A 26,596-nucleotide genomic window follows, 5' to 3' on the forward strand; every position below is an offset into this window, starting at 1 on the left:
AGAACGAATGCAAAACAGAAGAAACTTTTTCAAAGCGGCCGGAGCACTGGCCTTAGGTAGCTTATTACTCCCGGCTTGTGCCGATGGCACCACATCACAGGCTGACACGACTGCATCAGCCGAAGGTGTGGGTGGGCCAAACACCACCTCAAGAGATTTGTCTGTCGGCTTGCAGTTGTTTACTGTTCGCGAGCTGCTGGAGCAGGATTTGCAGGGCACGCTGCAGAAAATAGCCGCTTTGGGCTATAAAGACCTGGAATCAGCTGCTGGTTCGAAAGGCCATTATTATGGCATGAAGCCGAAAGAGTTTGCCACGATGGTGGAAGACATGGGCATGAAGCTTCGCAGCAGCCACGTACTGCCGGGCACGCAGCTACCAACAGAGGCGCCCCTGCCCCCCGAATTCCTGACGCTGACAAATGGATTGCAGCAGCTGGTGGATATGGCCGCTGAAACAGGCCAAAGCTACCTGACCTGCGCCTATTTGTTCCCGAGCGAGCACGAAACACTGGACCAGTACAGGCGCCATATCGAACTCTTTAACCGCGCCGGCGAGGCCTGTAAAAAAGCAGGTTTATCGTTTGCTTACCACAACCACGACTTCGAATTTGAAACGCTGGAAGGTCAGCGGCCATACGACCTGATTTTGGCGGAAACAGACAAGGACCTGGTGGAGATGGAACTGGACCTTTACTGGGCCACCAAGTCTGGCAACGATCCGGTAGCCTTGTTCGAGCAGCACCCGGGCCGCTTCCCGATGTGGCACGTGAAGGACATGGACAGAACAGAAAAGCAGTTTTTTACAGAGGTAGGCAACGGCTCTATCGACTTCAAGCGCATCTTCGACAAAGCGGAACTGGCAGGCATGAAGTACTACTTTGTGGAGCAGGACGTAACTCCGGGAAATCCGATGGACAGTATCGCTACCAGCTATAAGAACCTTGTGAATGTATTGAGCTAAGCGTGATTGAGTTGCTCAAAAACAAAAAGCACTGTTCTAAATACCAGAACAGTGCTTTTTGTTTTTTATTGCGCCTGCATCGCCGTCTCTTGTTTGCTCTTATCTGCCAATTCCTCTAAAGTCCAGGTTTTGTTTCTTCCAGCGCTTTCTTCTCTGAGCTTCTTAACTTCTTCAGGTGTAACGACAGGTGAAAGTTCTGCTCTGGTTGTAAAACCTGCTGCTTTATCTGTAGCTGCAGCCGCCATACCAGGTATATGACCGGGCTGTCGGGGAGCTGCACCACCAAACTCATACCGGATATAACTTAAGACAGATGCAATCCATTCATCACTGTTCGCTTCCATAGCAGGCATTATACTGGTGTAGGATTTGCCGTCAACAGGCCCGGAAAGTCCATGTAGTAAAATTCTGGCAGCTGTATTTTTTTCCACAAAAGCTAAGCGCTTCGATCCTGCAAGAGGAGGAGCAGGCATGTTAGTCCCTCCGATGGCTATTCCCTTTCCGTCAGCGCCATGGCAACTTGCACAAACAGACTTAAAGGTAGCCGCTCCTTTCAATATCAACTCTCTGTCGGACTGAGCAAGCTTGCCTAGTTTCTTTCCGTATGTGCGCACTCCTTCATTCTTATCGAGCGCTACCTTGGAGGCAACAAGCATTTCATTGTCTGAGTTATTCTCTAAAACCTCTTTGATAATGGCCTTAGCCTTCTCTGATTTACTGTTGTACAACGACAGCAGCAGTTGAACACGCACATCATGATCCGCATCATTTGCAAGCCCCCCTACCTTTTGAATCATTTCCTCATCATTCTTTTCCAAGAATGGTTCACTAATCCAAACAGCAGTTCTCCTTACCTGTGGATGCTCATCTTTCAGAGTTTTGTACAGAATCGTTTTATCTATTGCTTCTAATCCCTCTAATGTCCATAAAGCATGTATTCTGGCAAGATGGCTTGGTTTCCTGGAAAAGAAGCCATGCTCTCCAACTGCCATTTTTCTCAAAGCCGGAATCACTGACTTGTCACCACGGGTTATAATCGATTTTTGAGCTTCATCCCGCCACCAACCATTCGGATGATCCAGGTGACTTAAAAGCGACGCACTAGGCTCCTTCAGCATGTTTGGTTTTGGCCCTGGCTTATAACTGTCGTGCACTACCCGATAAATACGGCCATGCCCTGTATTCTTCGCTAAACCTATACTGTCAATTTTCTCCCGCAGGAAAGACCCGGGCTTTGTCCAGTTCCCCTGCTGTATAATGCCCCGGTGCATGTCTATTATGTAAAGATTTCCATCCGGGCCTGTGGCAGTGTTAACCGGTCGGAAATTCATATCAGAGGAGGCTATAAACTCCTGCCGTTGATACGCGTTTTCCAGCTTTACTTTTCCGTTCTGATTAATTACTTTGGCCCGGCGAACAGCACGAGCGACTGGCTCACAAACAATATAGTCTCCAACAAAATCCGGGGGAAGCCGATCTCCCCGAAAGATAGACTGTCCGCATGCAGCCGTGAAGTGATTTAATGTAACATCAGGGCGTAATCTCTTGGGCCCGCCCTGAACATCAGGTGTGGCAATTATTGGCCATACCTCCGCAAATGCTGCACTGTACTGGTCAGCAAAATCCAGTGTACCATAAACAGGATTGATTTGAAACCCTAAAGCCGGGATCTCTCCTCCTGCTCTGGAGTAGTAAATCCGTCCATAGTTGTCATGTGCTACTCCCCATTGTCCGCCGCCGCCACTTATGATGGTGTCAACCTGCATGGTACCATTCGTGTAACGAAAACGTACCGGTTCATAAGTGACATACATCCAGTTATCGAGGTTCCAGTCCAGTCCGCTTCGCTGATGTTCCATGTTAGCATCATTCACATCATATTTGTCATTCTTGTACACGACTTTCTTCACATCAGCTTTCCCATCTCCATCAGTATCTCTATAGCTGTGGATGGTGATGCTGTTGGTTTCATTGACCAACAGTTCGTCGTTTACACATTGCAACAGGCGGGGTAACAACAGACTGTCAATGAATATGGTGCTTTTGTCCATCTTGCCGTCATTGTCAGTATCTTCGAGCAACGATATGCGGCTTATGGGCTCCTGCTCCCCGGAAGCATCCGCATCCTGCATATATGTGAGCATTTCCGCTACATACATTCTGGCATTACCATCCCATGCAATGGCTACCGGTTCCTTTATCATAGGTTCACTGGCAACTAACTCCAGGCGATAGCCCTCGGGCAAATGCATGGTTTTCATACTTTCTTCAGGCGAAAGGTATGCTCCTGTAGGGTTCGGATTGAAAACAGGCCTGGAACTGACCTGACTCAGTTCATTTTCCTTTGGCGCATTACAGCCAAAAGCCAGCAAAGACAAAACAACAAAGCCCGTTCTATATAAATTATTCATATAAGTCCTGGTTAATAGTGGTGGAATAAAATAAATATAAGCGCATGTTTCACCTTTCAGCTGTTAATGAACGTTATCAGAAAAAATCTCACCGTGTTCTTACACATCAGGTTGCTACTAAGTCCAGCCTAAGCCTGTGAGCTTTCAAACCATCAATGCAGATCGCGCGTAACCTCTGAACCGGAACCGCCCCGCAATACATCCAAGTCAGCACCCAAATGCGCCTGCTGCACATGCTCGATGTGTATTCTCACGTACCCTCTTGCAGCCATGGGCGCAGGAGGAATCCAGGCCGCTCTGCGTTTTTGCAGTTCTTCCTCACTCACATCCAGATGGAGCCTTCTGTTTGCCACATCCAGCTCAATCATGTCGCCGTCCATCACCAGGGCCAGCGTTCCACCAACAGCAGATTCCGGAGACACATGAAGCACCACTGTGCCTGCTGCCGTACCGCTCATCCTTCCGTCGGAGATACGCACCATGTCCCGCACTCCTTTTCGCAGCAGCTTTTCCGGAAGGTCCACATTTCCGACCTCTGGCATGCCAGGGTAGCCTTTTGGCCCCACTCCTTTCAGCACAATCACACAGGTTTCATCAATGTCCAGCTCCGGATCATCAATTCGTGCGTGATAGTCTTCAATAGTTTCGAATACCACCGCCCGCCCGTGGTGCTTCATCAACTCCGGCGAGGCGGCTGAGGGCTTAATGATAGCTCCGTTTTCACACAGGTTTCCTTTGAGCACGGCAATACCCGCCTCTTTCTGAAGCGGCGCATCCACAGAGACAATCACATCATTATTGTAACAAGGAATCTCGGCATTGTTTTCACCTATCGGGCGGCCGTTAACGGTGATGGCCTCATTATGGAGGTATTGCTGCATCTCCTTAAGTACCACGGGCAGGCCTCCGGCGTAATAGAAGTCCTCCATCAGGTACTTTCCGGATGGCTTCAGGTTAACCAGCAAAGGAATCTTGCTTCCGATGGTATCGAAGTCTTCCAGATTCAGTTCTACCCCAAGGCGACCGGCAATAGCCAGCAGGTGAATGATGAAGTTAGTAGATCCTCCCACTGCGGCATTCACCACAATGGCATTCTCAAACGCTTTCCTGGTCAGGACCTTTGAGAGGGTCAGGTCTTCTTTCACCATTTCCACAATCCTTCTACCAGATAGCTGGGCCATTACCTTTTTCCGTGAGTCTACGGCAGGAATGGCCGCTGCTCCCGGCAGTGTCAGCCCCAGGGCCTCTACCATGCAGGCCATGGTGGAGGCAGTACCCATGGTCATGCAATGGCCCTGGCTTCGGGCCGCTCCAATTTCCATTTCATGGATATCGGCATCGGAGAAGTTAGCCACCTTTTGCTTCTCCTTGTGTAACCAGTTGAATGATCCAGAGCCCACACATTCTCCCCTGTACCGGCCATTGAGCATAGGCCCTCCCGGCACCACAATGGTAGGAAGGTCCACACTGCAGGCCCCCATCAATGTAGAAGGGGTGGTTTTATCACAACCGGTCAACAACACCACCCCATCCAGCGGGTTTGCCCGGATAGATTCCTCTGTATCCATAGCAGCCAGGTTCCTGAAAAGCATGGTGGTAGGCCGCATAATGGTCTCCCCCAGTGAGGTAACCGGAAACTCCAGCGGAAAGCCACCTGCCTCTATCACTCCTCTTTTCACTACTTCTGCAAAATCCCGGAGGTGCCCGTTACAGGGTGTCAATTCCGACCAGGTGTTGCAAATGCCAATAACAGGCCTCCCTTTGAAGTAATCATCAGGATAGCCCTGGTTACGCAACCAGGACCGGTGCACAAAACCCATCTTATCAGACTTCCCGAACCAATCGTAACTTCTTAATTTCTTATCTGTTGCCATACATTCATGTGTTCTATACTGTGATATAACTGAAGCCAGGGCTTATCCTGTAACTACTTACCTCGCCTGCTTTTGCCGCGGTGTGTTTTTACAATGGCCGTCAGGCTAAGCGATAAAATGTTTCTTTTCTGCTGCTCTTTCTGTTGCTCACTGCTCTTCCGGACTTCTTAGTCCGGAAGCTTTCTGTTGGGGATTTCCTAATCCCCGTATACCCGTGTACCTTATAACGCGGACTAGGAAGTCCGCTTCAGGCATGGTTTCGGACACGGAAGTCCGAAACAGCGCTTACAGGAGCGCATGTTCTAGACCCACCCCTACCCCTCCAAAGAGGGCCCCTACCCCCAGGAGGGGAATTTCTGCAAGTATATTGTGAATGCTTCACAAGGCGGAGTAAACAACCTCTTACTCCACAAAATTTACCAGCGTGCCGATAGGGGCAATCATTATTTTAATTTCGTCACCCTGCTGCAGCGTGAATTCGTTTTCGGGCACAATGCCTGTTCCTGTCATCAGCAGGCTGCCGTGCGGAAAGCTGCACTCCCTGTAGAGGAAGGCCACAAGTTCCTCGGGTGTGCGTTTCATCTGAGAAATTTCGATGCTGCCATCAAAAATCCTGTCACCCTTCCGGTGAATTTCTATCTCGATAAGCGTGTCTGCCGATAGCGGCTCTTCCGTCACGAGAATACAGGGCCCTACCGCTGCGCTTCCATCATAGGTCTTCGCCTGTGGCAGGTACAGGGGGTTCTCTCCTTCGATGCTGCGGGAGCTCATGTCGTTGCCAATGGTATAGCCCACAATTTTACCGGAAGAAGTAATAACCAAGGTCAGTTCCGGTTCAGGCACATTCCAGTCAGAGTCTTTGCGTATGCGCACCTTTCCTCCCGGCCCTACCGTTCTGTGCGCTGTTGCCTTAAAGAACAACTCCGGCCGCTCCGCTTCATACACAAGAGCATAGAACTCTCCTCCACCGCTCTTTTTCGACTCTTCCTGCCTGCCAACCTTGCTGCGATAGTAGGTGACCCCACTTGCCCAAATCTCCTGGCTTCCTATAGGAGCAAGCAGCTCATACTGCAGCAAATGGTTTGCATCCGGATCGGGAGACATGCTTTGTGTTACCTGCAGCATCTTTTCATAAAGCCGGTCATCATTTAGAAAATCGTCCCACTGCTGATCCCTCACTGGATACAACACTTCATCCTTTTCGATGACAATACCTTGTTGCGTTCTGTATAATTTCATGAGATTTTTTATTTATTACAAATCAGGTTTTGCATCACGTAAAGAGCAGGTAACTCAGGAACAAAAAGAAAGCCGCTGATAAACCAATCACCAATGTTCCTGTGGTATAAAGCCTGTAGCCCGTCCTGACATTCATACCGGACATCTGCGTTACCACCCAAAAGAAGCTGTCATTGGCATGCGATACCACCGCAGAGCCTGCCCCAATGGCAATCACCACCATGGCTTTCTCCAGTTCAGTCTCAAATCCGAGCGAGGTTATCATCGGCAGCACAATAGAAGCTGTCGTGATCAAGGCGACGGTGGAAGAGCCTTGTGCCGTTTTAATGGCTGCCGCCAGCAGGAAGGGCAACCAGATGTTCAGGTGCACACCTGCCAATGATTCGCCTAAAGTATCTGCTATGCCGGAGTTCTGCAGAATTTTTCCGAAGATTCCTCCTGCTCCCGTTATGAGGATAACAGATGCCGCATCCCGCAAGGCGTTTCCTATCCACCCTTGTGAAGACAGCATTTCGGGCTTTAGCTTTTTTGGGAGAATCAAGGATAGGAATGCTCCGATGCACAAGGCTACCACAGGTTCTCCGAGAAAAGAGATAAGGCTATAGGCCTCCGGGCCCAAAACCTGATTAAAATATTGAGCTAAAGATTTCGCAACAATCAGTATAATGGGCACCAGTACGGGTATGGAGGACTTTAAGGGGCCGGGGGCGTCCTTTAGCAGCAGGTTTATTTCTTCTTCTGTAGTCTGTGGATTAGGCTCGATATAGGTCTTTGCTGCATATTTCGTGGCATACAGAAGGCCGACTATCAGCGCCAATGCACTAATGGGTACCCCCACCAGCATAACGAGCCCAAGGTCCGCATTCAGAATGCCGGCAGCGGCAATTGGCCCCGGTGTGGGGGGCACCATGGTATGCGTGGCGGTGAGCCCAAGCCCCAAAGCAACAGCAGGCCCTGTCAGGGATATGCCTGCTTTTTTGGCCATACTCCTGTTGAGGGGAGACACGAGCAGGAAACCACTATCGGCAAAAACGGGAATAGACACAAAATAACCGATAATGCCCATCGCTGCCGTTACCCGCTTTTGGCCGACTACCCGGAGCACTTTCTCGGCAAGCGCATAGGCGCCGCCGGAGTTCTCAAGGAAAGCTCCGATAATAACCCCAAAAATAATAATAAGCCCTATTTTACCCAGCGTTTCGCCAAACCCGGTATTGATAGACTGCACAATAATATCCAGGGGCATTCCTGTAACAAACCCATAGAAAATGGCAACCAGGAACAAGGCGAGAAAAGGGTGTACCTGCAGACGTGCTGTTAAAAAAATAATGAGCGCGACGCAAAGGAGCAAATAGATAACTGCCATAGTGAGGAGATTCCTGCTGGTTAGAGTATTTCCTGATTTAGAATGTCAATGGTTGTATTCCCGCTCTCTCTTCAATTCCTCCTCTTTGATTTATTTCTAATAATTCTCTTTAATCTCACCTTTCCCTGACAGGCAAAGCCTCCTTGTCAAATAAAGCTTTTGCTCTTTTAGAAAGGGAGGTTTGTCAGTTGGCGGCCATACCCTGGCCATCTCCCAGATTAAACCGAATCCAATCCAGCATCATCAGGGGCCTGTCTTTTACTTCCATATTGCGGAATACAAAAAACAGTTCGTTTACTCCGCCTGGGTCTTTTACCTGTGTGGTGATGGTTTTTGTCTCTCCCCACCCCGAACGGTCGGCGCTCGGTGGCACGGTGGCAGTACCAATCAGCTTTCCGTCAGGAGCGCCTGCTCTTACTTCAATGGTGCCTCCGTCTGTTCCTGCTGCCAGGTTAAAGGTCAGCGACTTGATTCCTGTTAAGTCGATGTCGCGGAAGGAGATATAGGATTTGTCTCTGATATCGCTCACAAGAGACGGCCCATCCCCATGAGGCTGCTGCCGCCCTACGTTCAGGAACGAAGCAAAGTCCTCTGCCTGCACTTTCGGATGGCGCAGGAGCACCACCTCCCGCCCGGTTAGAGGCCCCGTTACCTGATGCCCTTTGTCGGTGTAGCTCGCAGAAATAACATACGTCCCGGACTCGCCGCCGCCTATGTGTTCATCCAGCCTGTAAGCGCCGGCCAAAGGCAGACTCCCCTGGGCACCATCTGCCAGCGAAAGGATATACTTCACCATTTCTGTGGTTTCCTGCTCTGAGTGCTGCGGATGCGCCGCCATCATCGCCATGCCCCAATTCCCACTGCCTCCCGTAATAATCTTCTTTGCCAGCATCGGCAAAGCCGTATCATTGCCTTTATAGCGTACTGCTACTTCCTTATAGCTCGGCCCTATGGACTTGTCAGCCACAGCATGGCAGGATTTGCAATCGCTTTCTGCTATCAGTGTCTTGCCTCTTACAAACTTCACCGATCCTCCTTCAGCGTTTTGGCTGTTAGAGCTCAGCAAGGCAAGGTCTTTTCCTTCTGAGAGATAATCCACCGCGAACTTAACCTGGTTAGCCGTGATTCCCCTATTCAACTGCCCGTCTTCCCTGTCTTGCACGTTCACCTTGTAGTTCAACGCTCTGTCGTCGAAGTAGAAACTGCGGTTGCCGGCAATCTCAATCTTAACTTCCGGTATATCGTTTCCTACCTTTATCTCGGTCTCCGCTGTTGACTGGTCGCCTTCCTTATCAGTTACCGTTAGCTTTGGCCGGTAAACTCCGGGTTTGGTATAAGTAAAGACAGGAGCCACCTCTGTTGATTTCTCGCCAGCCCCTGATTCCCAGGCATAGGTCAGCTCATCTTCTTTGTCATAGTCAAAGGATTGATCTGCGGACAGCTGTGCTTTAAAAGGTGCTGCCCCTACTGTTTTCTCTGCTACTATCTGTGCTATAGGTTGCCTGTTTCCTTCAGCGTATTCAATTCTTACCAGGGTAGCATCCGGGTTGCGGGCAAAGTAGTTGGCGCCATACTGCAACACATACATCGCCCCGTCGCGCCCGAACTTCACATCGATTGGGTGGGCAAACTCCTGACTTTCGAGGAAAGGCTCAATTTTCTGCAGATTCCCTTCTTCATCGAATGTGAGCACTTTCATCCAGTCGCGTGCCCACTCATAAATAAACATCTTGTTGTTGTAGTAATCCGGAAACTTGCTGCGGGACTTCTGATAATCATTCGCGTAGTAAAACGGGCCAGCCATGGCAGAGCGCGAACCGGTGCCCAGCATCGGAAACTCTTCTGACTCCCCGTAAGGATACCAGATCATGGCTTCGCGGGCAGGAGGCAGTACTCTAGACCCGTAGTTGTATGGCGAATCGTTGATGGGCCGCCGTGGGTTGAATTTCGGCCCTACCTCATTTGTTGCGAAGTTAAAATCCGAATAGGCTTTGTTATCGCCTCCAAAATAAGGCCAGCCATAGTTGCCAGGGCCACGGGCCTGGTTCCATTCATCCTGGCTCAGCGGCCCTCGCTCGTTGGCTACTCCTCCGTCAGGTCCTACATCTCCCCAATAAACAAAGCCCCGTTTGTCCACCGTCATGCGGTAGGGGTTGCGGGCGCCCATCACATAAATCTCTGGCCTGCCCTGGGAGCCATCGCGCGGGAACAGGTTCCCTTCCGGGATAGAGTAGGTGGCATCCGGGTTTACTTTGATGCGCAAGATCTTGCCGCGCAAGTCGTGCGTGTTGCCTGATGACTTCTGCGCATCGAACGGACCACGTCCCGGCCGCTCATCTATCGGTGTAAAGCCATCAGACTCTTTGGAACTGGTGTTATCCCCGGTTGTCAGGTACAGCAGGCCATCCGGCCCGAAGTAGACGTTTCCGGCAGAGTGGCAGCAGGTTTCGCGCTGCACAGGCACCTGCATCACTACTTTCTCGGACCGCGTAATCAGACTGTCGCCGCCCAGTAGTTTAAACCGAGAGAGGTTCTGCACCGCTTCGTCTCCTACAGGCGAGTAGTACAGGTAGATATAGTTGTTACGGTCGAAATCAGGGTCCAGTTCCAGGCCAAGCAGTCCGTCCTCATAGTTCCCTTCGGTATGAACATCCAGTTTAGCCAGCACTTTTGTGGCTTTCTTTTCCGGGTCATAGAGCTTTACGCTGCCAAGTCGTTCGATGAACAGCACACGGCCGTCGTTCAGGATCTCCATTTCTATTGGCTCGTGCAGGTAGGTATCCAGCACCACCTGCAGAAAGCGATTATCTTCCGGCACCTGCTCGGTACGGGCTTTATCATAATCCAGAGCGGGCCCCTCCAATGTATATTGAATGCCGTTTAGCACATGCTGCAGGAAATCCTGGTTCTGGTAGCTTTCCGCAGTGCCTCCCGCTGCCGTGTAAAACATACGCCCGCCATCGTACTCCCGGTACCAGGAAACCGGCTCTTCCTCCTCTCCCTGCACCAGTACGGTAGCATCAGCGCTTAAAGCATACGTTGTGTGGAAGACGTCCTGCTGCTTCCAGCTTTTAGACAGCCCTTCTGAAAGAGCGCCCTCTCCTCCTACAAACTGCATGTTTACCTCGGAAGCCGCATCAAGGCTGTCGGCTTGTCTTACAGGGGCAGCGCCCAGCATGCGATTGTACCAGGGCCACTGGTACTGTGAACTGCCAGCGGCATGAATACCGGCAAAGCCTCCTCCGGCCTGCACATAGCGTTCTATCTCGTTTTGCTGGCGGGTGCTTAGCACATCCTGCGATGTGTTTAAAAAGAGAACTGCCCCATACCTCTTCAGAGAGTCTTCTGCAAAATAAGCGGGATTGGTGGTGGTGTCTACCTGCAGGCCATTTTCAGCGGCATAGGCTGCCAGGGCTGTCATGGCAGCCTCGGAAGTTTGCTGGGCTGTGCTGTTTTTAGAGAAGATGAGGATGCTTTTGTCTTTCTCTCCAGAGCAGCCCCATAGGAAGGTTAACAGAATACAAAAAAAGACATGTTTGAATATGTGTGTAGGAAGGTGCTTGCTGGTCATTTATCCTGGAATTATCGTGATTACTCACTCCTGTATCAATTTAGATATTTTATATGGCTTAGACAAATCGTACAGACAGTCTCTGGTGTTGCGCCTTTGAAGGAGGGTAGCCAAACAGTGGCTATCTCCTGATTTTTGCTGCTTGAACTTTAGAGAAGGTCGCCCTATGGAAAAGTGAAAATTTGAAATTTCACCGGTAGTTTTACCAGGGCAACAGGATTACTACTCTGCTTTTATACACTGAAATGAACTTTATTTTTGTGATAACTGCTAAACAGTTACAGTGTGAACAGGTCTTTTTACATCGGAACAAGCCTGTGTGTAGCTTCTGATTTGCAGGGAGATAGTTTTTTGTTTAACTAATTCTTACATTTAAGAATTTATTTTATATAAAATTTGTACAGGACCTGCAATTGGTTGTACTCCTTTAAAGTATTTACTTATGGCTAAACGTGTCTTCTTTTACTGCTTACGCTTCCCTTGCCATGCATGATATGAAGTATATCTTCTTCTTTTTCTTAGGTGCCACATTTCTCTTAAGCAGCTGCAATAAAAACAAAGGCGATCAGCTCTTTCATTTGCTGTCGCCGGATGAGACGGGTATTACTTTTAGCAACACCTTACCTGAGAACGACACCCTCAACGCCATTGAGTACGACTACCTCTACAATGGAGCCGGTGTTGGCATTGGAGACATTAACAACGACGGGCTGGAGGATATCTTTTTCGGTGGCAATATGGTGTCCAGCAAGCTATACCTGAACAAGGGCAACATGCAGTTTGATGACATCACCGAAAAGGCCGGTGTCACTACTGACCGTTGGGTAACAGGCGTATCGATGGCTGACATTAACAGCGATGGCCATATAGACATTTATCTGTGCGTGGCCGGGCCAAATATATCAGCAGAAAAGCCAAACATGCTTTTTATTAATAACGGCGATGGCACCTTTACTGAATCCGCGAGAGCCTATGGTCTGGCTGATCCAGGGTATAGCACACAGGCGGCTTTCTTCGACTATGACAAGGACGGCGATCTGGACATGTACCTGCTTACGAATGCGCTGGAGAGTTTTCCACGCAACAATGCCCGGCCTAAAAAAGTGAATGGCCAGGGCCTGAGCACCGACAGGCTGTATCGCAACAACGGCGATAATACCTTTTCCGATGTTTCCAGGGAAGCCGGCATTCTGATTGAAGGGTATGGCCTGGGCCTGGGCATTGCGGACATTAACAACGACGGGTGGCCGGACATTTATGCAGCAAACGACTTCATCACCAACGACATCCTGTACATCAGCAATGGTGATGGCACTTTTACAGACCACTCCAAGCAGTACATGAAGCACCAGAGCTGGAATGCCATGGGCACTGATATTGCCGACTTCAACAACGATGGCCTGCTCGACATTATGACCGTTGACATGCTGCCCCCTGACAACCTGAGGGAAAAAACCATGATAGCGGCTCCTAACTATGACCGGTACAAGCGCAACCTCTCGCTGGGCTATCAGCCACAGTATATCCGCAATACTTTACAGCTAAACAACGGCAACGGCACTTTTAGCGAAGTTGGCCAGTTAGCGGGCATTCACCGCACAGACTGGAGTTGGGCACCTCTGTTTGCTGATTACGACAACGATGGACACCGAGACCTCCTGATCACGAACGGCTATCGCAAGGATGTTACCAATCTTGATTTCATTATATATAAGCGCCAGGAAAGTCAGTTTGGTGGTGATGCACATCAGGCAAAAACAATGGCCAGACTAATCAAGGATCTCCCTGGTGTAAAAGTGCATAACTACATCTATCAGAACACCGGCAACCTCACCTTCACAGATAAGTCTGAAGACTGGGGCCTGGATGCCCCCTCCTACACCAACGGCACTGCCTTTGCTGACTTGGACAACGATGGCGATCTGGACCTTATCATGAATAACATTGATGAGGCAGCCTTTATTTACAGAAACGATGCAAACACACTGCCCGACCGCCATTACCTGCGCGTCAAAATGGAAGGTGATGCAAAGAATAAAGCAGGCCTTGGTGTGAAACTTACTTTAAAGTATGGCGGTCAGCAACTGTACCACGACCATTCTGTGTACCGCGGCTATAAGTCTACAGTAGAAAATGTGGCCCACTTTGGCCTGGGAAAAATAAGCCAGGTAGATGCACTGGAAATAGTATGGCCGGACGGCAGGCAGCAAACGATACAAAACATAAAAGCAGATCAGGTTTTAACCGTACGCTATTCGGATGCCACAGCAGCCCCAGAGGCTGCACCTACCTCCACAACCATCGCCACGCTTTTCCAGGTGCTCGACAGTACCGAAACCGGTATCCGTTATCAGCACCAGGAAAATGACTTTGTCGATTTCAAGCTACAGCCCCTTCTCATGCAGAAGTACTCACAGGGTGGCCCGGGCATTGCCGTGGGCGATGTGAACGGCGATGGCCTGGAAGACTTTTTCGTGGGAGGCTCCTCCGATGCCTCCGGTAAGCTTTACCTACAATTGTCGGCAGGCAAATTTAAAGAAGCGCCTTTTACGGATGCAGTGAAACATGGCGATGACATGGGCACTTTGTTCCTCGATGCAGACAATGATGGTGACCTGGACCTATACGTCGTAAGCGGTGGAAGTGAGTTTAAGGAAGGTTCCGCTGAGTACCAGGACCGGCTTTACAAAAACAACGGCGATGGAGTATTCACTTTAGATGCCTCCGCATTACCTGACCTCAGGTCCAGTGGCTCCTGCGTAATAGCGGCAGACTATGACCAGGATGGTGACCTGGACCTGTTTGTGGGCGGCAGAGTAGTGCCGCAACGCTATCCTTTACCGGCTAACAGCTACATACTTCAGAACGATGGCGGCAGGTTTACGGATGTAACAGACAAAGTATGCCCGGAACTCAGGGAGATGGGCCTGATTACGGCTGCGCTCTGGACAGACGCCGACCAGGACGGGCAAGTGGACCTGATGATAGCCGGGGAGTGGATGCCTGTTACCCTGCTCAAAAACGAAAACGGCCGGTTTATGAACGCAACAAAAGATTCCGGCTTGCAGAATGCCATTGGTTGGTGGAACAGCCTGGCAGCCGGGGATTTCGACAACGACGGAGACATAGATTATATAGGTGGCAACTTTGGTCTTAACTCAGACTACAAAGCATCCGCTGAACAACCCATCACGATTACTGCAAAAGACTTCGACAACAACGGAAGCATAGATCCTGTGTTAGGCCGCTACCTGATGGGCAAAAACTATCCGGCCCACCCACGCGACGCTATGACAGACCAGATGGTTTCGCTGCGCAGGAAGTTCCAGACATTTGAATCGTATGCCAGCATCGGCTACGGCGATCTTTTCTCAGAGGAGGAGTTATCAGGTGCCATCATAGCGAAAAGCACCCATTTACAAAGCAGCTATATCGAGAACCTGGGGGATGGTAAATTCAAAGTTAGCCCGTTGCCGGTACAGGCGCAGGTAGCACCAGCCTTCGGTATTCTGGTAAACGACTATAACGGAGACGGCAATTTAGACCTGCTGCTGACAGGCAACAACTACAGCACAGAAATACAGGCGGGCTGGTACGATGCCTCCATCGGCCTATACCTGCAGGGCAACGGGAAGGGCGGGTTTGCACCTGTCCCTGTTACCCGAAGTGGCTTTTTTGTGGATACGGATGCAAAAGGAATTGCCGGGCTTGCGCTACCAGATGGTAAGCGCATGGTGCTCTCTACCTCTAACCAGGGCCCGGTGAAAACTTTCACTTACGTGCAGCAGAAAGAAGTGATACAACTGAATCCTTCTGATGCCTGGGCCACAGTAACGCTTCAAGATGGCAGAAAAGTGCGGCAGGAATTTTACTATGGCTCAGCTTACCTGTCACAGTCGTCAAGAACACTGGCTGTACCGGCAGGAGCGCAAAGCATTACTGTCTATGACTTTACAGGAAAGAGCAGACAAGTGGCACCTCAGGCAGGCAGGCTTGCACAGCGCCCATAGGTACTTCCATGCTGTTCTCTCCAGGTTTACAATAACCTTAAAGCAAAAAAGTTATCACCAATATTTATTTCTGAACAATAGTAGCCAATGCTGGAACTTGTTTTGTCAGAAAGTAATTGGTTACTTACAAGTTCTATTAGTAATTTGGGGCAACAAAAGCATGTCTTATGGTGGCTTTAAACTAAATACAATATCTAAACATCCTTCAAAGATTATGAAAAGTGCTAAATTTCTATTCCTCTTGCTGGTGATACCCATCCTGTTTGGCTGTGAGGAAAAACATGATCAGGCAGGTCTGGATAAGTTCTCGCAGTCGCAACTGATCGTGTGGAACAGGCATTTAAGTGAAATTATAATCAGAGACATCTTTACCCCTCCTGTTGCCAGCCGCATTTACTCTTACCCGAACATTGCGGCATACGAGGCTCTGGCCCCTGCCTACCCAGCCTACGAATCACTTGTGAACCAGTATAATGGCTTATCAGCTATACCTCAGCCTGATACAACAAAAGAGATGTACCTGCCTGTGTCGAGCATAATTGCCTTCTCTACAGTAGGTAAGAAGCTTATCCTTGACGAACTGAAGATGGAGGAATACGAGGCGGAGTACCTTGGGCAGCTAAAGCAGATCGGCATCCGGGAAGAGGTACTGGAAAATTCTATTGCGTATGGCCGGCAGGTGGGAGAGCATATACTGGAGTGGGCAAAGAAAGATGGCTATATAGAAACACGGGCACTTACCAGGCATGTCATTTCTGCCAAGCCGGATACATGGCAACCTACTGCTCCGGACTATATGCCTGCCATAGAGCCCCACTGGAACAAAATGAGGCCGTTCGTCATGGATTCCGCAGCGCATTACACGCCAAAGCTGCCTACTGCCTTTGACTCCTCAGCTACTTCTGATTTCTATAGAGAAGCTATGGAAACATATACTATTGTAAAGAACTTAGATGAAGAAAAGCAGCTGATAGCACGCTTTTGGGACGATAATCCGAATATATCCCACACCAAGGGGCATGTTACCTATTTCCAGCAAAAACTGACTCCTCCAGGTCACTGGGTTTCTATCACCAGTTCAGCTATCCGCAAAAATAACCTGGATATGATGGAAGCTGCCGAAACCTATGTGATGGTGACCACTGCACTGTCAGATGGGTTCATCAGCTGCTGGGATGCTAAATTCAAGTATAACACCATCCGTCCGGACACTTACATAGAGCGTTACATCGATCCGGACTGGGACCCTATACTGCAGACACCTCCGTTCCCGGAGTTCCCGAGTGGCCATAGTGTTATATCTGCGGCGGCAGCCACCGTGCTCACCCATAAGTTTGGAGACTCCTATGCTTTTGTTGATTCTACGCAGCTTGCCATAGGCTTACCCGTGCGTAAATTCAACTCTTTTAACGAGGCTGCTTACGAAGTCGGGGAAAGCCGGATTTACGGAGGCATTCACTTCCGCCCTGCCTGTGATCTTGGGGCTGAGCAGGGAAAGGCTGTAGGAAATCATATAGTCGCTAAATTACGAACCCGCAAAGCAGCACAAACAGCAAAGCTGTAGTCTGCCTTCCTCTTGATTTTTTTAAAAAGCAGTCTGCATAGGTTAAATAAACCGGCAAACTGCTTTTTTCAATTTTAGAATCCATGCACACATTATCCAAAGCTTGTCTGCTTTACAAGTTGAAGTTTCTATCACTTGCTGCAATCATTGTGCTTGCCGGCTGCAAAGCTGATCAGGAAAAAGAGAGCCAGAGAGAGATAAAAGAAGTAGCTTCAGCGCCCAGGCTATTCGAGAGCCTCACTGAAACAGCAACAGGCATTACCTTTTCGAACACGCTTACAGAAACCGAAACCCTCAACGTGCTGGAGTTTGAGTACTTCTATAATGGCGGGGGCGTGGCGGTAGGAGACTTTAACAACGACGGTCTGCAGGACATCTTCTTTGCCGGCAACATGGTACCGAGCAGGCTGTACCTGAACAAAGGATATTTAAAGTTTGAGGACATCACGAAACAGGCTGGCATTAACACCTCCGGCCGATGGGCGAGTGGTGTAGCCGTAGCAGATGTAAACAACGACGGCTATCAGGATATTTATGTCTGTGTAACAGGCAAAGTCAACCCGCAGCAGCGCACTAACCTGCTCTATATCAACAACCAGGACAATACCTTCACAGAGGCTGCCCAACAATATGGAATTGCTGACGATAGCTACTCTACCCATGCCGCTTTCTTCGACTATGACAAGGACGGTGATTTGGACCTTTACCTCCTCAACCATACGCTGGAAGAAAAGAACCCGAACCTGCTGCGCCCTCAGTTACGGAACGGCTCCGGGAAGAACACAGACAAGCTATACCGTAACAACGGGAACAATTCTTACTCAGATGTTTCCAAAGAAGCAGGTATACTTGTGGAAGGCCATGGCCTGGGAGTAGCCATCAGCGACATTAATCAGGATGGGTGGCCGGATGTTTACGTATCAAACGACTACCTCTCAAATGACATCCTATACCTGAACAACGGCAACGGTACCTTCACAGACAAAGCTGCAGCTTACTTCAAGCACCAGAGCCAGTCGGCAATGGGCAACGATGTGGCTGACTTCAATAACGATGGGCTGGTGGATATTATCACCGTGGATATGCTACCGGAGGACAACCTCCGGAGCAAACTAATGTTTGCAGGCATGAACTATGACCGTTTTATGGCAGAGATCAAGAACGGCTATACACCGCAGTACATGCGCAACACACTGCAGTTGAACACTGGTAACGGCTCGTTCAGCGAAATCGGGCAATTGGCCGGTGTACATAGCACCGACTGGAGCTGGAGCCCCCTGCTGGCCGACTTCGACAACGACGGCTACAAAGATCTGCATATCACGAATGGCTTTCCCAAAGACATCACCAACCGTGACTTTATTATGTACCGCATGCAGGGCCTTAACAGCAATGTACCAACGGAGGTGCTGAACAAGCAGTTTATGAAAGCTATAAACCAGCTGCCAAGCGCCAAGAAGTCAAACTACATGTACCGGAACCAGGGTGACTTTACCTTCAGCAATCAGACTAAGGCCTGGGGCATGGATGTGGCTTCTTTCTCAAACGGAGCAGCTTATGCTGACCTGGATGGAGACGGTGACCTGGACCTCGTGACGAACAATATAAACGGGAAAGCATTTGTATACCGTAATAACGCAGAAAAACACACCGGGAATAATTTCCTGCGAATAAAGCTGCAGGGAGACAAAGCAAACGCAGCTGGCTACGGTGCCAAAGTCAGGCTGACCCAGAATGATAAGGAGCAGTTCCAGGAGTACTCTCCTTACCGGGGCTTTATGTCCACAGTAGAGCCCTTTCTGCATTTTGGCCTGGGCCAGGATTCTGTGATAGCCGCCGTAGAGGTGGCATGGCCTGATGGCAAAGTACAACGCCTCGAAAACGTGAAAGCCAATCAGGTGCTCACGCTGGCTCATAAAGACGCCGTGGCCGCGAAACAGCTAAAGAAGGATGCAGCACCCCAACTGTTTCAAAGTGCCAATGCAAGGTATAAAATTGACTATGTGCACAAAGAGGAGCCTTATATTGATTTTAAGGTACAGCCGCTGCTACCGCACAAGTATTCTCAGAATGGGCCGGGAATTTCAGTGGGCGATGTAAACGGCGATGGGCTGGAAGACTTTTATGTGGGAGGAGCCTTTAAATATCCGGGCAGAGTTTTCCTTCAATCAAAAAACGGCACCTTTACAAGCGCTGCCATTACAGACCAGACAAAGTTTGAAGAAGACATGGGCAGCCTGTTCTTCGATGCAGACGGCGACGGCGACCTGGACCTGTATGTGGTAAGCGGCGGAAACGAATTCCCGGCCAACTCACCCTACTTCCAGGATAAACTTTACAAAAACGATGGCAAGGGCAACTTTACCCTGGATACACAAGCACTGCCCAACACGACCTCCAGCGGGTCGTTTGTAACAGCGGCAGACATAGACGGCGACAGCGATTTGGATTTATTTGTCGGAGGCAGAATGCACCCGCAAAACTATCCGGCTCCTGCCGAGAGCTACATCCTGCTAAATGAGGGAGGGAAATTCCGCAACGCGACAGCACAGGTATTACCGGCGCTACAAAAGTTTGGGATGCTCACCGCTGCTCTCTGGACGGATTTCGATAATGACCACGCAGCAGACCTCATACTAACAGGAGAAGGCATGCCGATAACTTTCTTCCGGAATGTAAATGGCACACTACAGAATGTAACCGCTGCTACCGGCCTACCCAATACCAGCGGCTGGTGGAACAGCCTGGTGGCAGGCGATTTCGACAACGACGGCGACGTGGATTATATAGCGGGCAACCTGGGGCTGAATACAAAGCTTAAAGCATCAGACAAGGAACCTGTTACCGTGTATGCCGCTGACTATGACCGTAACGGCAGCATGGACCCTATAGTGGCACACTACGTGATGGGCAAAAACGTGCCAGCACGGCCGCGGGATGACATCTTTGACCAGATAGTATCTATGCGCAGGCGCTTTACCAGTTACGACAGCTATGCCCGCGCTTCTGTTACCGAAGTACTGTCTACAGCAGAATTAAATGAATCTTATGTGCTGAAGAGTGTAAACATGCACACCAGCTACATTCAAAATCTGGGCAATGGAAAATTCAAAATCACACCTTTGCCCATGGAAGCACAATTTGCGCCCGTTTTTGGCATGACCGTAAACGATTATGACGGTGACGGCAATCTGGATGTGCTGCTTGCAGGTAACTCGCAGGCCCCAGAGGTACTCAGCGGAGCATACGATGCTTTTACAGGGCTGTTCCTGAAAGGAAACGGAAAGGGAGGTTTCCAGCCGGCAACCCTGCAGCAAAGTGGCTTCTTTGTAGACGGCGATGCCAAAGGAATGGCTGAACTGACGCTTTCAAATGGTAAGCCGCTGCTACTTACAGCAAACAACGACGGTCCGCTACAGGCCTATACCACCACCGGCTCTGCAAAACAGGCACAGGTCATAAAGGCCAATCCATCTGATGCAAGGGTAGAAATAACACTGGACACAGGTAAAAAGATAATAAAAGAGCTTTATTACGGCTCAGGTTATCTCTCGCAATCTACCAGAAGCATTGCCTTGCCCCAGAATGCCGTCTCTGTTGTTGCTTATGACTATAATGGAAAGAGCAGAAAGATTAAATAGCAAAAGCCGCTAAAGGCATAAAAAGTTAATTTAGGAAGATGCTTACGCTTCAAAAAAAATATATCAGAACAGTTTTCTGCTCACTTCTTTCCTCCATTCTCCTGTTGGCTTCCTGTACAGAGGAAGAGCAGGAGAACGGACATACGGGTATGGTCACGCTACTGGAGGAGGTAGCGCAAAAGTATTATGTTGCGGATAACAGGTTTGCCAACCACGCCCGGGTAAATCACTTTGATACATTGGCAAGCAAAGCCACCGGGAGGAAGAAGTTTGACTACGAATACCAGAAAGCAGTGGAGTTACTTCGCGCAGGAGAACCGGAAGAAGCGGCCAATCTGTTTGAGAAGCTTCACCAGGAGCTGCCTCAGATAGCCTACAGCTTTACCCCGAAAGACAGAGACCTGGCAGACAAACTGGAAGCAGATATAGCCCAGTCGTACCTGCGCCTGGGCGAGCAGGAAAACTGCCTGCACAACCATACCTCCGCTTCCTGCATTTTCCCGATTGCCAGCCCGGGTTTCCACCAGCTCCCGAACGGCTCCCGAAAAGCAATAGAGCGCTATACTTCCCTTTTAACACGCAATCCTGATGCTTTGCACTATCGCTGGTTGCTGAACATTGCCTACATGACGCTTGGAGAGTATCCTCACCGGGTGCCGGAGAAATGGCTGATTCCGATTGAGAGCCAGTCAGACTATCCTGTAGCACCTTTCGAAGAGGTGGCGGGCGATCTGGGAGTGGACGTTGACAATATCTCCGGAGGGTCCATTCTGGAAGATTTCGATAACGATGGTTACCTGGACATACTGGCTTCTTCTTACGGCCTGCGGGATCAAATTCTATACTTTCACAACAATGGCGACGGTTCCTTCTCTGACCAAACGGAGAGCGCCGGCCTGACAGGTATAACCAACAGCCTGAACATGATGCAGGCTGATTACAACAACGATGGCTTTATGGATGTGCTGGTGCTGCGGGGGGCATGGTTTGAGCAGCAAGGCAAGCAGCCCAACTCGCTGCTGCGCAACAACGGCGATGGCACCTTTACAGATGTAACGGCAGAGGTTGGCCTGTTATCTTTTTATCCTACACAAACAGCCACCTGGAGCGATTTTAACAATGATGGCTGGCTTGACTTGTTCATAGGCAATGAAACATCTGACCGCTTCAGTCCCAATCCTTCTGAATTATACCTCAACCACCGGGGTAGGTTCCGTAACGTCACAGAAGAGGCTGGTCTTGCGCTAAACGAGTATGTGAAGGGGGTAACCTCCGGTGACTTCGACAATGACGGCTGGCAGGATATTTATGTGTCTACGCTATATGGGCAGAACTACTTGTTCAGGAACCTGGGCTTAGGAAAAAAAGAGCAGTTGCGGTTTGAGGACGTAACAGAAAAGGCAGGGCTGCACAAACCCATGATGTCTTTCCCCACCTGGTTTTATGATTTCGATAACGATGGCTGGCTTGATATTTTTGTTTCCGGCTTCAAGTTTAGCACAGAACCCACCGTGTCTTATAATGTAGCGGCTGAGTATCTGGGCTTACCGAATGATGCCGAAAAAGCCAGGCTCTACCGCAACAACGGAGACGGCACCTTTACAGACGTAGCAGAAACAATGGGTATAGATAAAGCCTTATACACCATGGGTTGCAACTTCCTGGATATCGATAACGATGGTTGGCTCGACATGTACCTGGGCACCGGAGACCCGAGCTTTGAGTCTCTCATCCCAAACAAGTTATTCCGAAACAATGCAGGTAAAAGCTTTCAGGATGTAACCACCGCTGCGGGTGTCGGACATCTGCAGAAAGGACATGCCGTTTCTGCCGGAGATATAGACAACGATGGCGATCAGGATATTTATGCGGTGATGGGTGGTGCTTTTGAAGGCGACAACTACAGGAATGCTCTATTTAAAAACACCTACCAGGGAAGTGCTCCCTCCAGCAATAACTGGATTTCCATAAAGTTTGAAGGAGTAAAGTCAAACAAAGCCGCCATTGGTACACGCCTGAAGATAACACTGACAGACCAGGGGAAACAAAGAATCCTTTACAGGGATGTAAACTCCGGAGGCAGCTTTGGAGCCTCTCCCCTGCGGACAGAAATAGGCCTGGGACAGGCAACAAAAATTGACAAACTGGAGGTAACGTGGTCAGGCTCTAATCGCAAGCAGGTATACCAAAATGTTACCGCAAATCAGTTCATCCAAATAACAGAAGGAACCACTCAGGTGAAGAAACTGGATAACAGGAAGCTGGAATTACAAAAGAAAAAAGGTGCGCATGGTTTACACCATACGCACCTTTCAGAATAAGTTTTTTAATTTAGCGCCCTCTCCTGTTAGCAGCGAATGTTCTACTGACGTCTGAGATTTCAAGCCGCAGCTTTCCTGCCTTATCAACTACCTGAACAGACTTTGTTCCGGCCGGCAACCACAATGTCCTGGAGGATTGGGATAAGTATCCGGATCCAAAGTAAAACTCCTGTTTTCTTTTCTTCCCGTTAGCCAATGTGAGAATGGCATAGGCATCAGATGGCAGAATGGAAACAGCATGTAAAGCTTCCTGCCGTGCCGCTGGCTTATAAGCCTTCAAGCTATCATTATGAGAAGCAATAAGCAGCAGCGGGCTTCCTTCTGCAGTACTTACTTCTGCCATGCCTTTTGCATCACTATCTACCATAAACCCGCTCCTGTTTACATCTACAGGCAGGAACTGCCCCTTGCCATTACCTTTCAGGTATAGCCCTGTAAAAGCATCATAGCGCCCTACCACCACCTCGGTAGCATAGGAGTTCCCAACAAGCAGCATGTCCAGGTTACCGTCGCCGTCATAGTCATTTATTGTAATGCCACACACCGGTGCGAATTGTGCCTGCATAGGTAAGGCTGTTATCCTGAACTTGCCGTTGCCCAGGTTCTCGATGTAACTGGTCTTAAAGTTTTCGCTCTTTGCCGTGTAGGCACCCTCCAGCCTTTCCGCTGTGAATATCTCATCAAAAGATTTAGTAGCATAATCCTCATAGGTTCTGAACTCCCTGCGCATGGACACCATCTGGTCTGTCATATCGTCGCGGCCGTGCACGAGCTGCTTTTTCCCCTGGATGTAATGTGTCATGATTGCATCTGTGGTGCCGCTCTTGTCAAAGTCTTTGGCGTACACCTGAACTGGCTGTTCCTCTGATGCTTTAAATTTAGAATTAAGGCCAAGGTTGCCAGCTACAAAGTCAACATCTCCATCATTATCGAAGTCGCCGGCAGCCAGGCTATTCCACCAGCCGTGTGTGCCGCTTAGTTCAGTGCTGGAGGTAACATCTTTCAGCTTACCATTTACATTCTTCAGAAACGTGACAGGCATCCACTCTCCTACCACCACCAGGTCCACTGCGTTGTCATTGTCAAAGTCTGTCCATAGCGCGGAGGTAACCATGCCTATATCTGAGAGCATAGGACCAACAGTGCCGGTGACATCTTTGAATTTGCCGCCGTTGTTCTGTAAAATATAGCTTTTAGCTGGCAACGGAAATGCCCTCGGGTGCACTCTTCCTCCGACAAACAAATCCAAATCACCGTCATTATCATAGTCTGCTGCTGTTACACAGGAGCCACTGGCATTTATCAATGGCAGTGCACTGGCATCCAACGTGAATTTGCCCTTGCCATCGTTCAGGTAGAGCCGATCCTGGTAAGCTTTGTCCCCTGTTATATAGTTGCTTCCCCCGCTCACCACGTATAGGTCCAGGTCGCCGTCGTTATCGGCATCAAAGAAAAGGCTGCCCATATCTTCTCCGGGCTTTTCTTCCGAGGTAAGTGCTTTCGAACTGAATTTCCCATCTCTGCCCTGCAGAAACAAAGTACCAGAATTTGTAGCACTGCCGCCGACATAAAAGTCCTCTAACCCATCGCCGTCTACATCTCCCACTGACACGCCCGGCCCGTTCTGCGAGTACTTGTGCGGGAGTAGCGGCTGCAACTTAAAGTCTATGAACTCCTGCCCCTTATCTTTATAAGAGATGCCTGCTTCTGCTGTTACCTCCTTAAATAAGGAAGCTTGGTTTGCTGCTGGCTCTTCCTTTGTACTTCTTTCTGTTGCGTTCCTATAGCTTACTGTGAGTACCTGGTTCGGCTTTACATTTCTCAGTGCCTGGTACTTTCCATCAGGCCACGTGATTTCCAGCACATCTACCTGCTCTGTTGATCCTAAGCCGAAATGCAATGTGTTTTCTACTGTTGATTGAAACCCCCTGAAAGGGTACTGCTCCCCCACCTGCATTTTATTGCCATACCTCAACACTGCTTTTGCTCCTATACCTGTTTTATTTGTAGCTGCACCTTCAAACTTTATCCGGAGATAGTTCCTGCTGTCCGCACCCTCTCCTTTATTCTCTTTCCTACGCTGGGCCTGTTCCGATACCATATTCTGGTATACAAACGGCTCCTCATCCACATTGCTGATGACAATATCGAGGTCTCCATCATTATCCAGGTCTGCATAGGCCGCACCGCTTGAAAAAGATTCCTGCGCAAAGCCCCAGTTCTTGGACTCGTCGGTAAAGGTCAGGTCTCCATTGTTCCGGTACATGAAGTTGTGCTTTTTAGCCCCCTCCATGGTCTCTGCTATCTTCAGTAAATGCGTCTCAGCCCCTTCGTTCCCAAAGCTGGACCGTGCTTGTGCCATGTAGTAAGTGGCGAAATCAAGATGGGTAATATCTTTCCCGATACCATTGGTTATAAATAGATCTTTGATACCATCATTATCAAAATCGGCAAACAGCGGACTCCAGCTCCAGTCGGTATAATGTATCCCAGCCAACTGGCTTATCTCACTAAAAGAGCCATTCCCATTGTTCAGTTGCAAATTGTTTCTTACATACTGTGGCATATAGCCCCTCTGAAGCGCCAGTTGAAATTCATCATAGTTTTTAATCCCGTTCATGAGCTTCTGCCGTCTGCTGTCGTCAGGCATCATGTCTACACTGATGATATCCGGCAGCCCATCGTTATTAAAATCAGCAATGTCGGTACCCATTGAGAAGTGGCTTGTATGCTTCAGATAATCCCGAATGCTTTCGGTGAATGTGCCGTCCTGGTTGTTGATGTACAGCAGGTCATCATAGATGAAATCATTCGTTACATAAATATCGGGCCAGCCATCCTGGTTCATGTCTCCAATACCCACGCCTAATCCGTAGCCTTCTTTAATGATGCCAGCTTCCTCGGAAACGTTTGTGAAAGTATTGTTCCCATTGTTCCTGTACAGTCTGTCCACACTGGAGCTCTGACCTGGCTTAGAGGCGATGACATTGGGGTTGGTGTCAGAACGATTGACAGTGGCCAGGTACACATCCACATCACCATCCCTATCATAATCAAAGAATACAGCCTGCGTAGTATAACCCGTATCAGCCAACCCAAACTTTTCCGCCTCTTCTTCAAACAAAGGGTTATTGTCAGTACCCATTCCTTTGTTTATAAACAGGAGGTTCTTACGACGGTTAGGGTCCTTATAACCCGACATACAGACATAAATATCCAACAGGCCATCATTGTTTATGTCTACCATAGATGCTCCTGTCGCCCAACTGGCTGTCTCCACTCCTGCCTGCTGTGTTATATCCTCGAATTTAAGATTTCCTTTATTCAGATATAGCTTAGCGGAAACCATGTTTCCTGTGAAAAAAACATCCTGCAGACCGTCATTATTCAGATCGCCAACAGCTACGCCTCCCCCATTATAGAAATATTCAAAATTAAGCAGATTGATAGAATCGTTGGAGGTGAGCGTGTTCTGGAAGGCAATGCCGGTATCGGCTGAGGACTTTAGCTCAAACATCTTTTCTTCCTGACTGCAGCTGCCAAAGCCTATAACTGCAAAAGAAAACGTCAGCGCTTTAAGAAGAATGGGTAAACGAAGGAAATTCAGTGTCATGATAGCTGAACGGCTTATTGTTGTA

Annotated in this window: 11 protein-coding genes; 5 read left to right on the plus strand and 6 right to left on the minus strand. The window is 49.2% G+C overall.

Annotated elements, in window-relative coordinates; all coding sequences use genetic code 11:
- The first annotated feature begins 7 nt into the window (after positions 1–7).
- Positions 8–961 (plus strand): sugar phosphate isomerase/epimerase family protein, encoded by a 954-nt coding sequence (locus tag DXT99_RS10325; RefSeq protein ID WP_115565480.1) that lies wholly within the window; start codon positions 8–10, stop codon positions 959–961.
- A 65-nt stretch (positions 962–1,026) separates the two neighbouring features.
- Here the strand turns inward: DXT99_RS10325 and DXT99_RS10330 are convergent, their stop codons facing one another.
- The 5 genes from DXT99_RS10330 to DXT99_RS10350 form a co-directional block, all read right to left on the minus strand.
- Positions 1,027–3,372: a PVC-type heme-binding CxxCH protein gene (locus DXT99_RS10330; RefSeq protein ID WP_115565481.1), complete on the minus strand. Its 2,346-nt coding sequence runs from the start codon at positions 3,370–3,372 to the stop codon at positions 1,027–1,029.
- A 152-nt stretch (positions 3,373–3,524) separates the two neighbouring features.
- On the minus strand, positions 3,525–5,246 hold the full coding sequence (locus DXT99_RS10335; protein WP_115565482.1) for an IlvD/Edd family dehydratase: 1,722 nt from the start codon (positions 5,244–5,246) through the stop codon (positions 3,525–3,527).
- Between the two features lie 402 nt (positions 5,247–5,648).
- The gene (locus DXT99_RS10340; protein WP_115565483.1) at positions 5,649–6,485 is read right to left on the minus strand and encodes a fumarylacetoacetate hydrolase family protein; all 837 of its coding nucleotides are present in this window, start codon (positions 6,483–6,485) and stop codon (positions 5,649–5,651) included.
- Positions 6,486–6,519: 34 nt separating this feature from the next.
- Positions 6,520–7,851, minus strand: coding sequence for a GntP family permease (locus tag DXT99_RS10345; protein WP_115565484.1), 1,332 nt, complete (start codon positions 7,849–7,851; stop codon positions 6,520–6,522).
- A 184-nt stretch (positions 7,852–8,035) separates the two neighbouring features.
- The gene (locus DXT99_RS10350; RefSeq protein ID WP_115565485.1) at positions 8,036–11,422 is read right to left on the minus strand and encodes a ThuA domain-containing protein; all 3,387 of its coding nucleotides are present in this window, start codon (positions 11,420–11,422) and stop codon (positions 8,036–8,038) included.
- A 452-nt stretch (positions 11,423–11,874) separates the two neighbouring features.
- Here DXT99_RS10350 and DXT99_RS10355 point away from each other — a divergent pair, with 452 nt between their 5' ends.
- The 4 genes from DXT99_RS10355 to DXT99_RS10370 all read left to right on the plus strand — a co-directional run bounded on the left by DXT99_RS10355 (position 11,875) and on the right by DXT99_RS10370 (position 22,958).
- Complete coding sequence (locus DXT99_RS10355) at positions 11,875–15,432, plus strand: VCBS repeat-containing protein (RefSeq protein ID WP_115565486.1); 3,558 nt, start codon at positions 11,875–11,877, stop codon at positions 15,430–15,432.
- Positions 15,433–15,646: 214 nt separating this feature from the next.
- A complete protein-coding gene (locus DXT99_RS10360) occupies positions 15,647–16,996 on the plus strand; it encodes a vanadium-dependent haloperoxidase (protein ID WP_181885088.1) in 1,350 nt (449 codons plus the stop codon).
- A gap of 119 nt (positions 16,997–17,115) precedes the next feature.
- The gene (locus tag DXT99_RS10365; protein ID WP_181885089.1) at positions 17,116–20,637 is read left to right on the plus strand and encodes a VCBS repeat-containing protein; all 3,522 of its coding nucleotides are present in this window, start codon (positions 17,116–17,118) and stop codon (positions 20,635–20,637) included.
- A gap of 38 nt (positions 20,638–20,675) precedes the next feature.
- Positions 20,676–22,958, plus strand: a complete 2,283-nt coding sequence (locus DXT99_RS10370; protein ID WP_115565489.1) for a CRTAC1 family protein — start codon at positions 20,676–20,678, stop codon at positions 22,956–22,958.
- A gap of 10 nt (positions 22,959–22,968) precedes the next feature.
- On the opposite strand, the gene DXT99_RS10375 is transcribed toward DXT99_RS10370, so the two are convergent.
- Complete coding sequence (locus DXT99_RS10375) at positions 22,969–26,571, minus strand: VCBS repeat-containing protein (RefSeq protein ID WP_115565490.1); 3,603 nt, start codon at positions 26,569–26,571, stop codon at positions 22,969–22,971.
- Between the last annotated feature and the right edge of the window lie 25 nt (positions 26,572–26,596).

The organism is Pontibacter diazotrophicus (genome assembly GCF_003367245.1).
GTDB classification, from domain to species: Bacteria; Bacteroidota; Bacteroidia; order Cytophagales; family Hymenobacteraceae; genus Pontibacter; species Pontibacter diazotrophicus.

Excerpts from the sequence above, each read along its gene's own strand:
- DXT99_RS10335 (WP_115565482.1), bottom strand. The coding sequence starts at position 5,246 with ATGGCAACAGATAAGAAATTAAGAAGTTACGATTGGTTCGGGAAGTCT.
- DXT99_RS10340 (WP_115565483.1), bottom strand. The coding sequence starts at position 6,485 with ATGAAATTATACAGAACGCAACAAGGTATTGTCATCGAAAAGGATGAA.
- DXT99_RS10360 (WP_181885088.1), top strand. The coding sequence starts at position 15,647 with ATGAAAAGTGCTAAATTTCTATTCCTCTTGCTGGTGATACCCATCCTG.
- DXT99_RS10330 (WP_115565481.1), bottom strand. The coding sequence starts at position 3,372 with ATGAATAATTTATATAGAACGGGCTTTGTTGTTTTGTCTTTGCTGGCT.
- DXT99_RS10345 (WP_115565484.1), bottom strand. The coding sequence starts at position 7,851 with ATGGCAGTTATCTATTTGCTCCTTTGCGTCGCGCTCATTATTTTTTTA.
- DXT99_RS10370 (WP_115565489.1), top strand. The coding sequence starts at position 20,676 with ATGCTTACGCTTCAAAAAAAATATATCAGAACAGTTTTCTGCTCACTT.
- DXT99_RS10325 (WP_115565480.1), top strand. The coding sequence starts at position 8 with ATGCAAAACAGAAGAAACTTTTTCAAAGCGGCCGGAGCACTGGCCTTA.
- DXT99_RS10350 (WP_115565485.1), bottom strand. The coding sequence starts at position 11,422 with ATGACCAGCAAGCACCTTCCTACACACATATTCAAACATGTCTTTTTT.
- DXT99_RS10375 (WP_115565490.1), bottom strand. The coding sequence starts at position 26,571 with ATGACACTGAATTTCCTTCGTTTACCCATTCTTCTTAAAGCGCTGACG.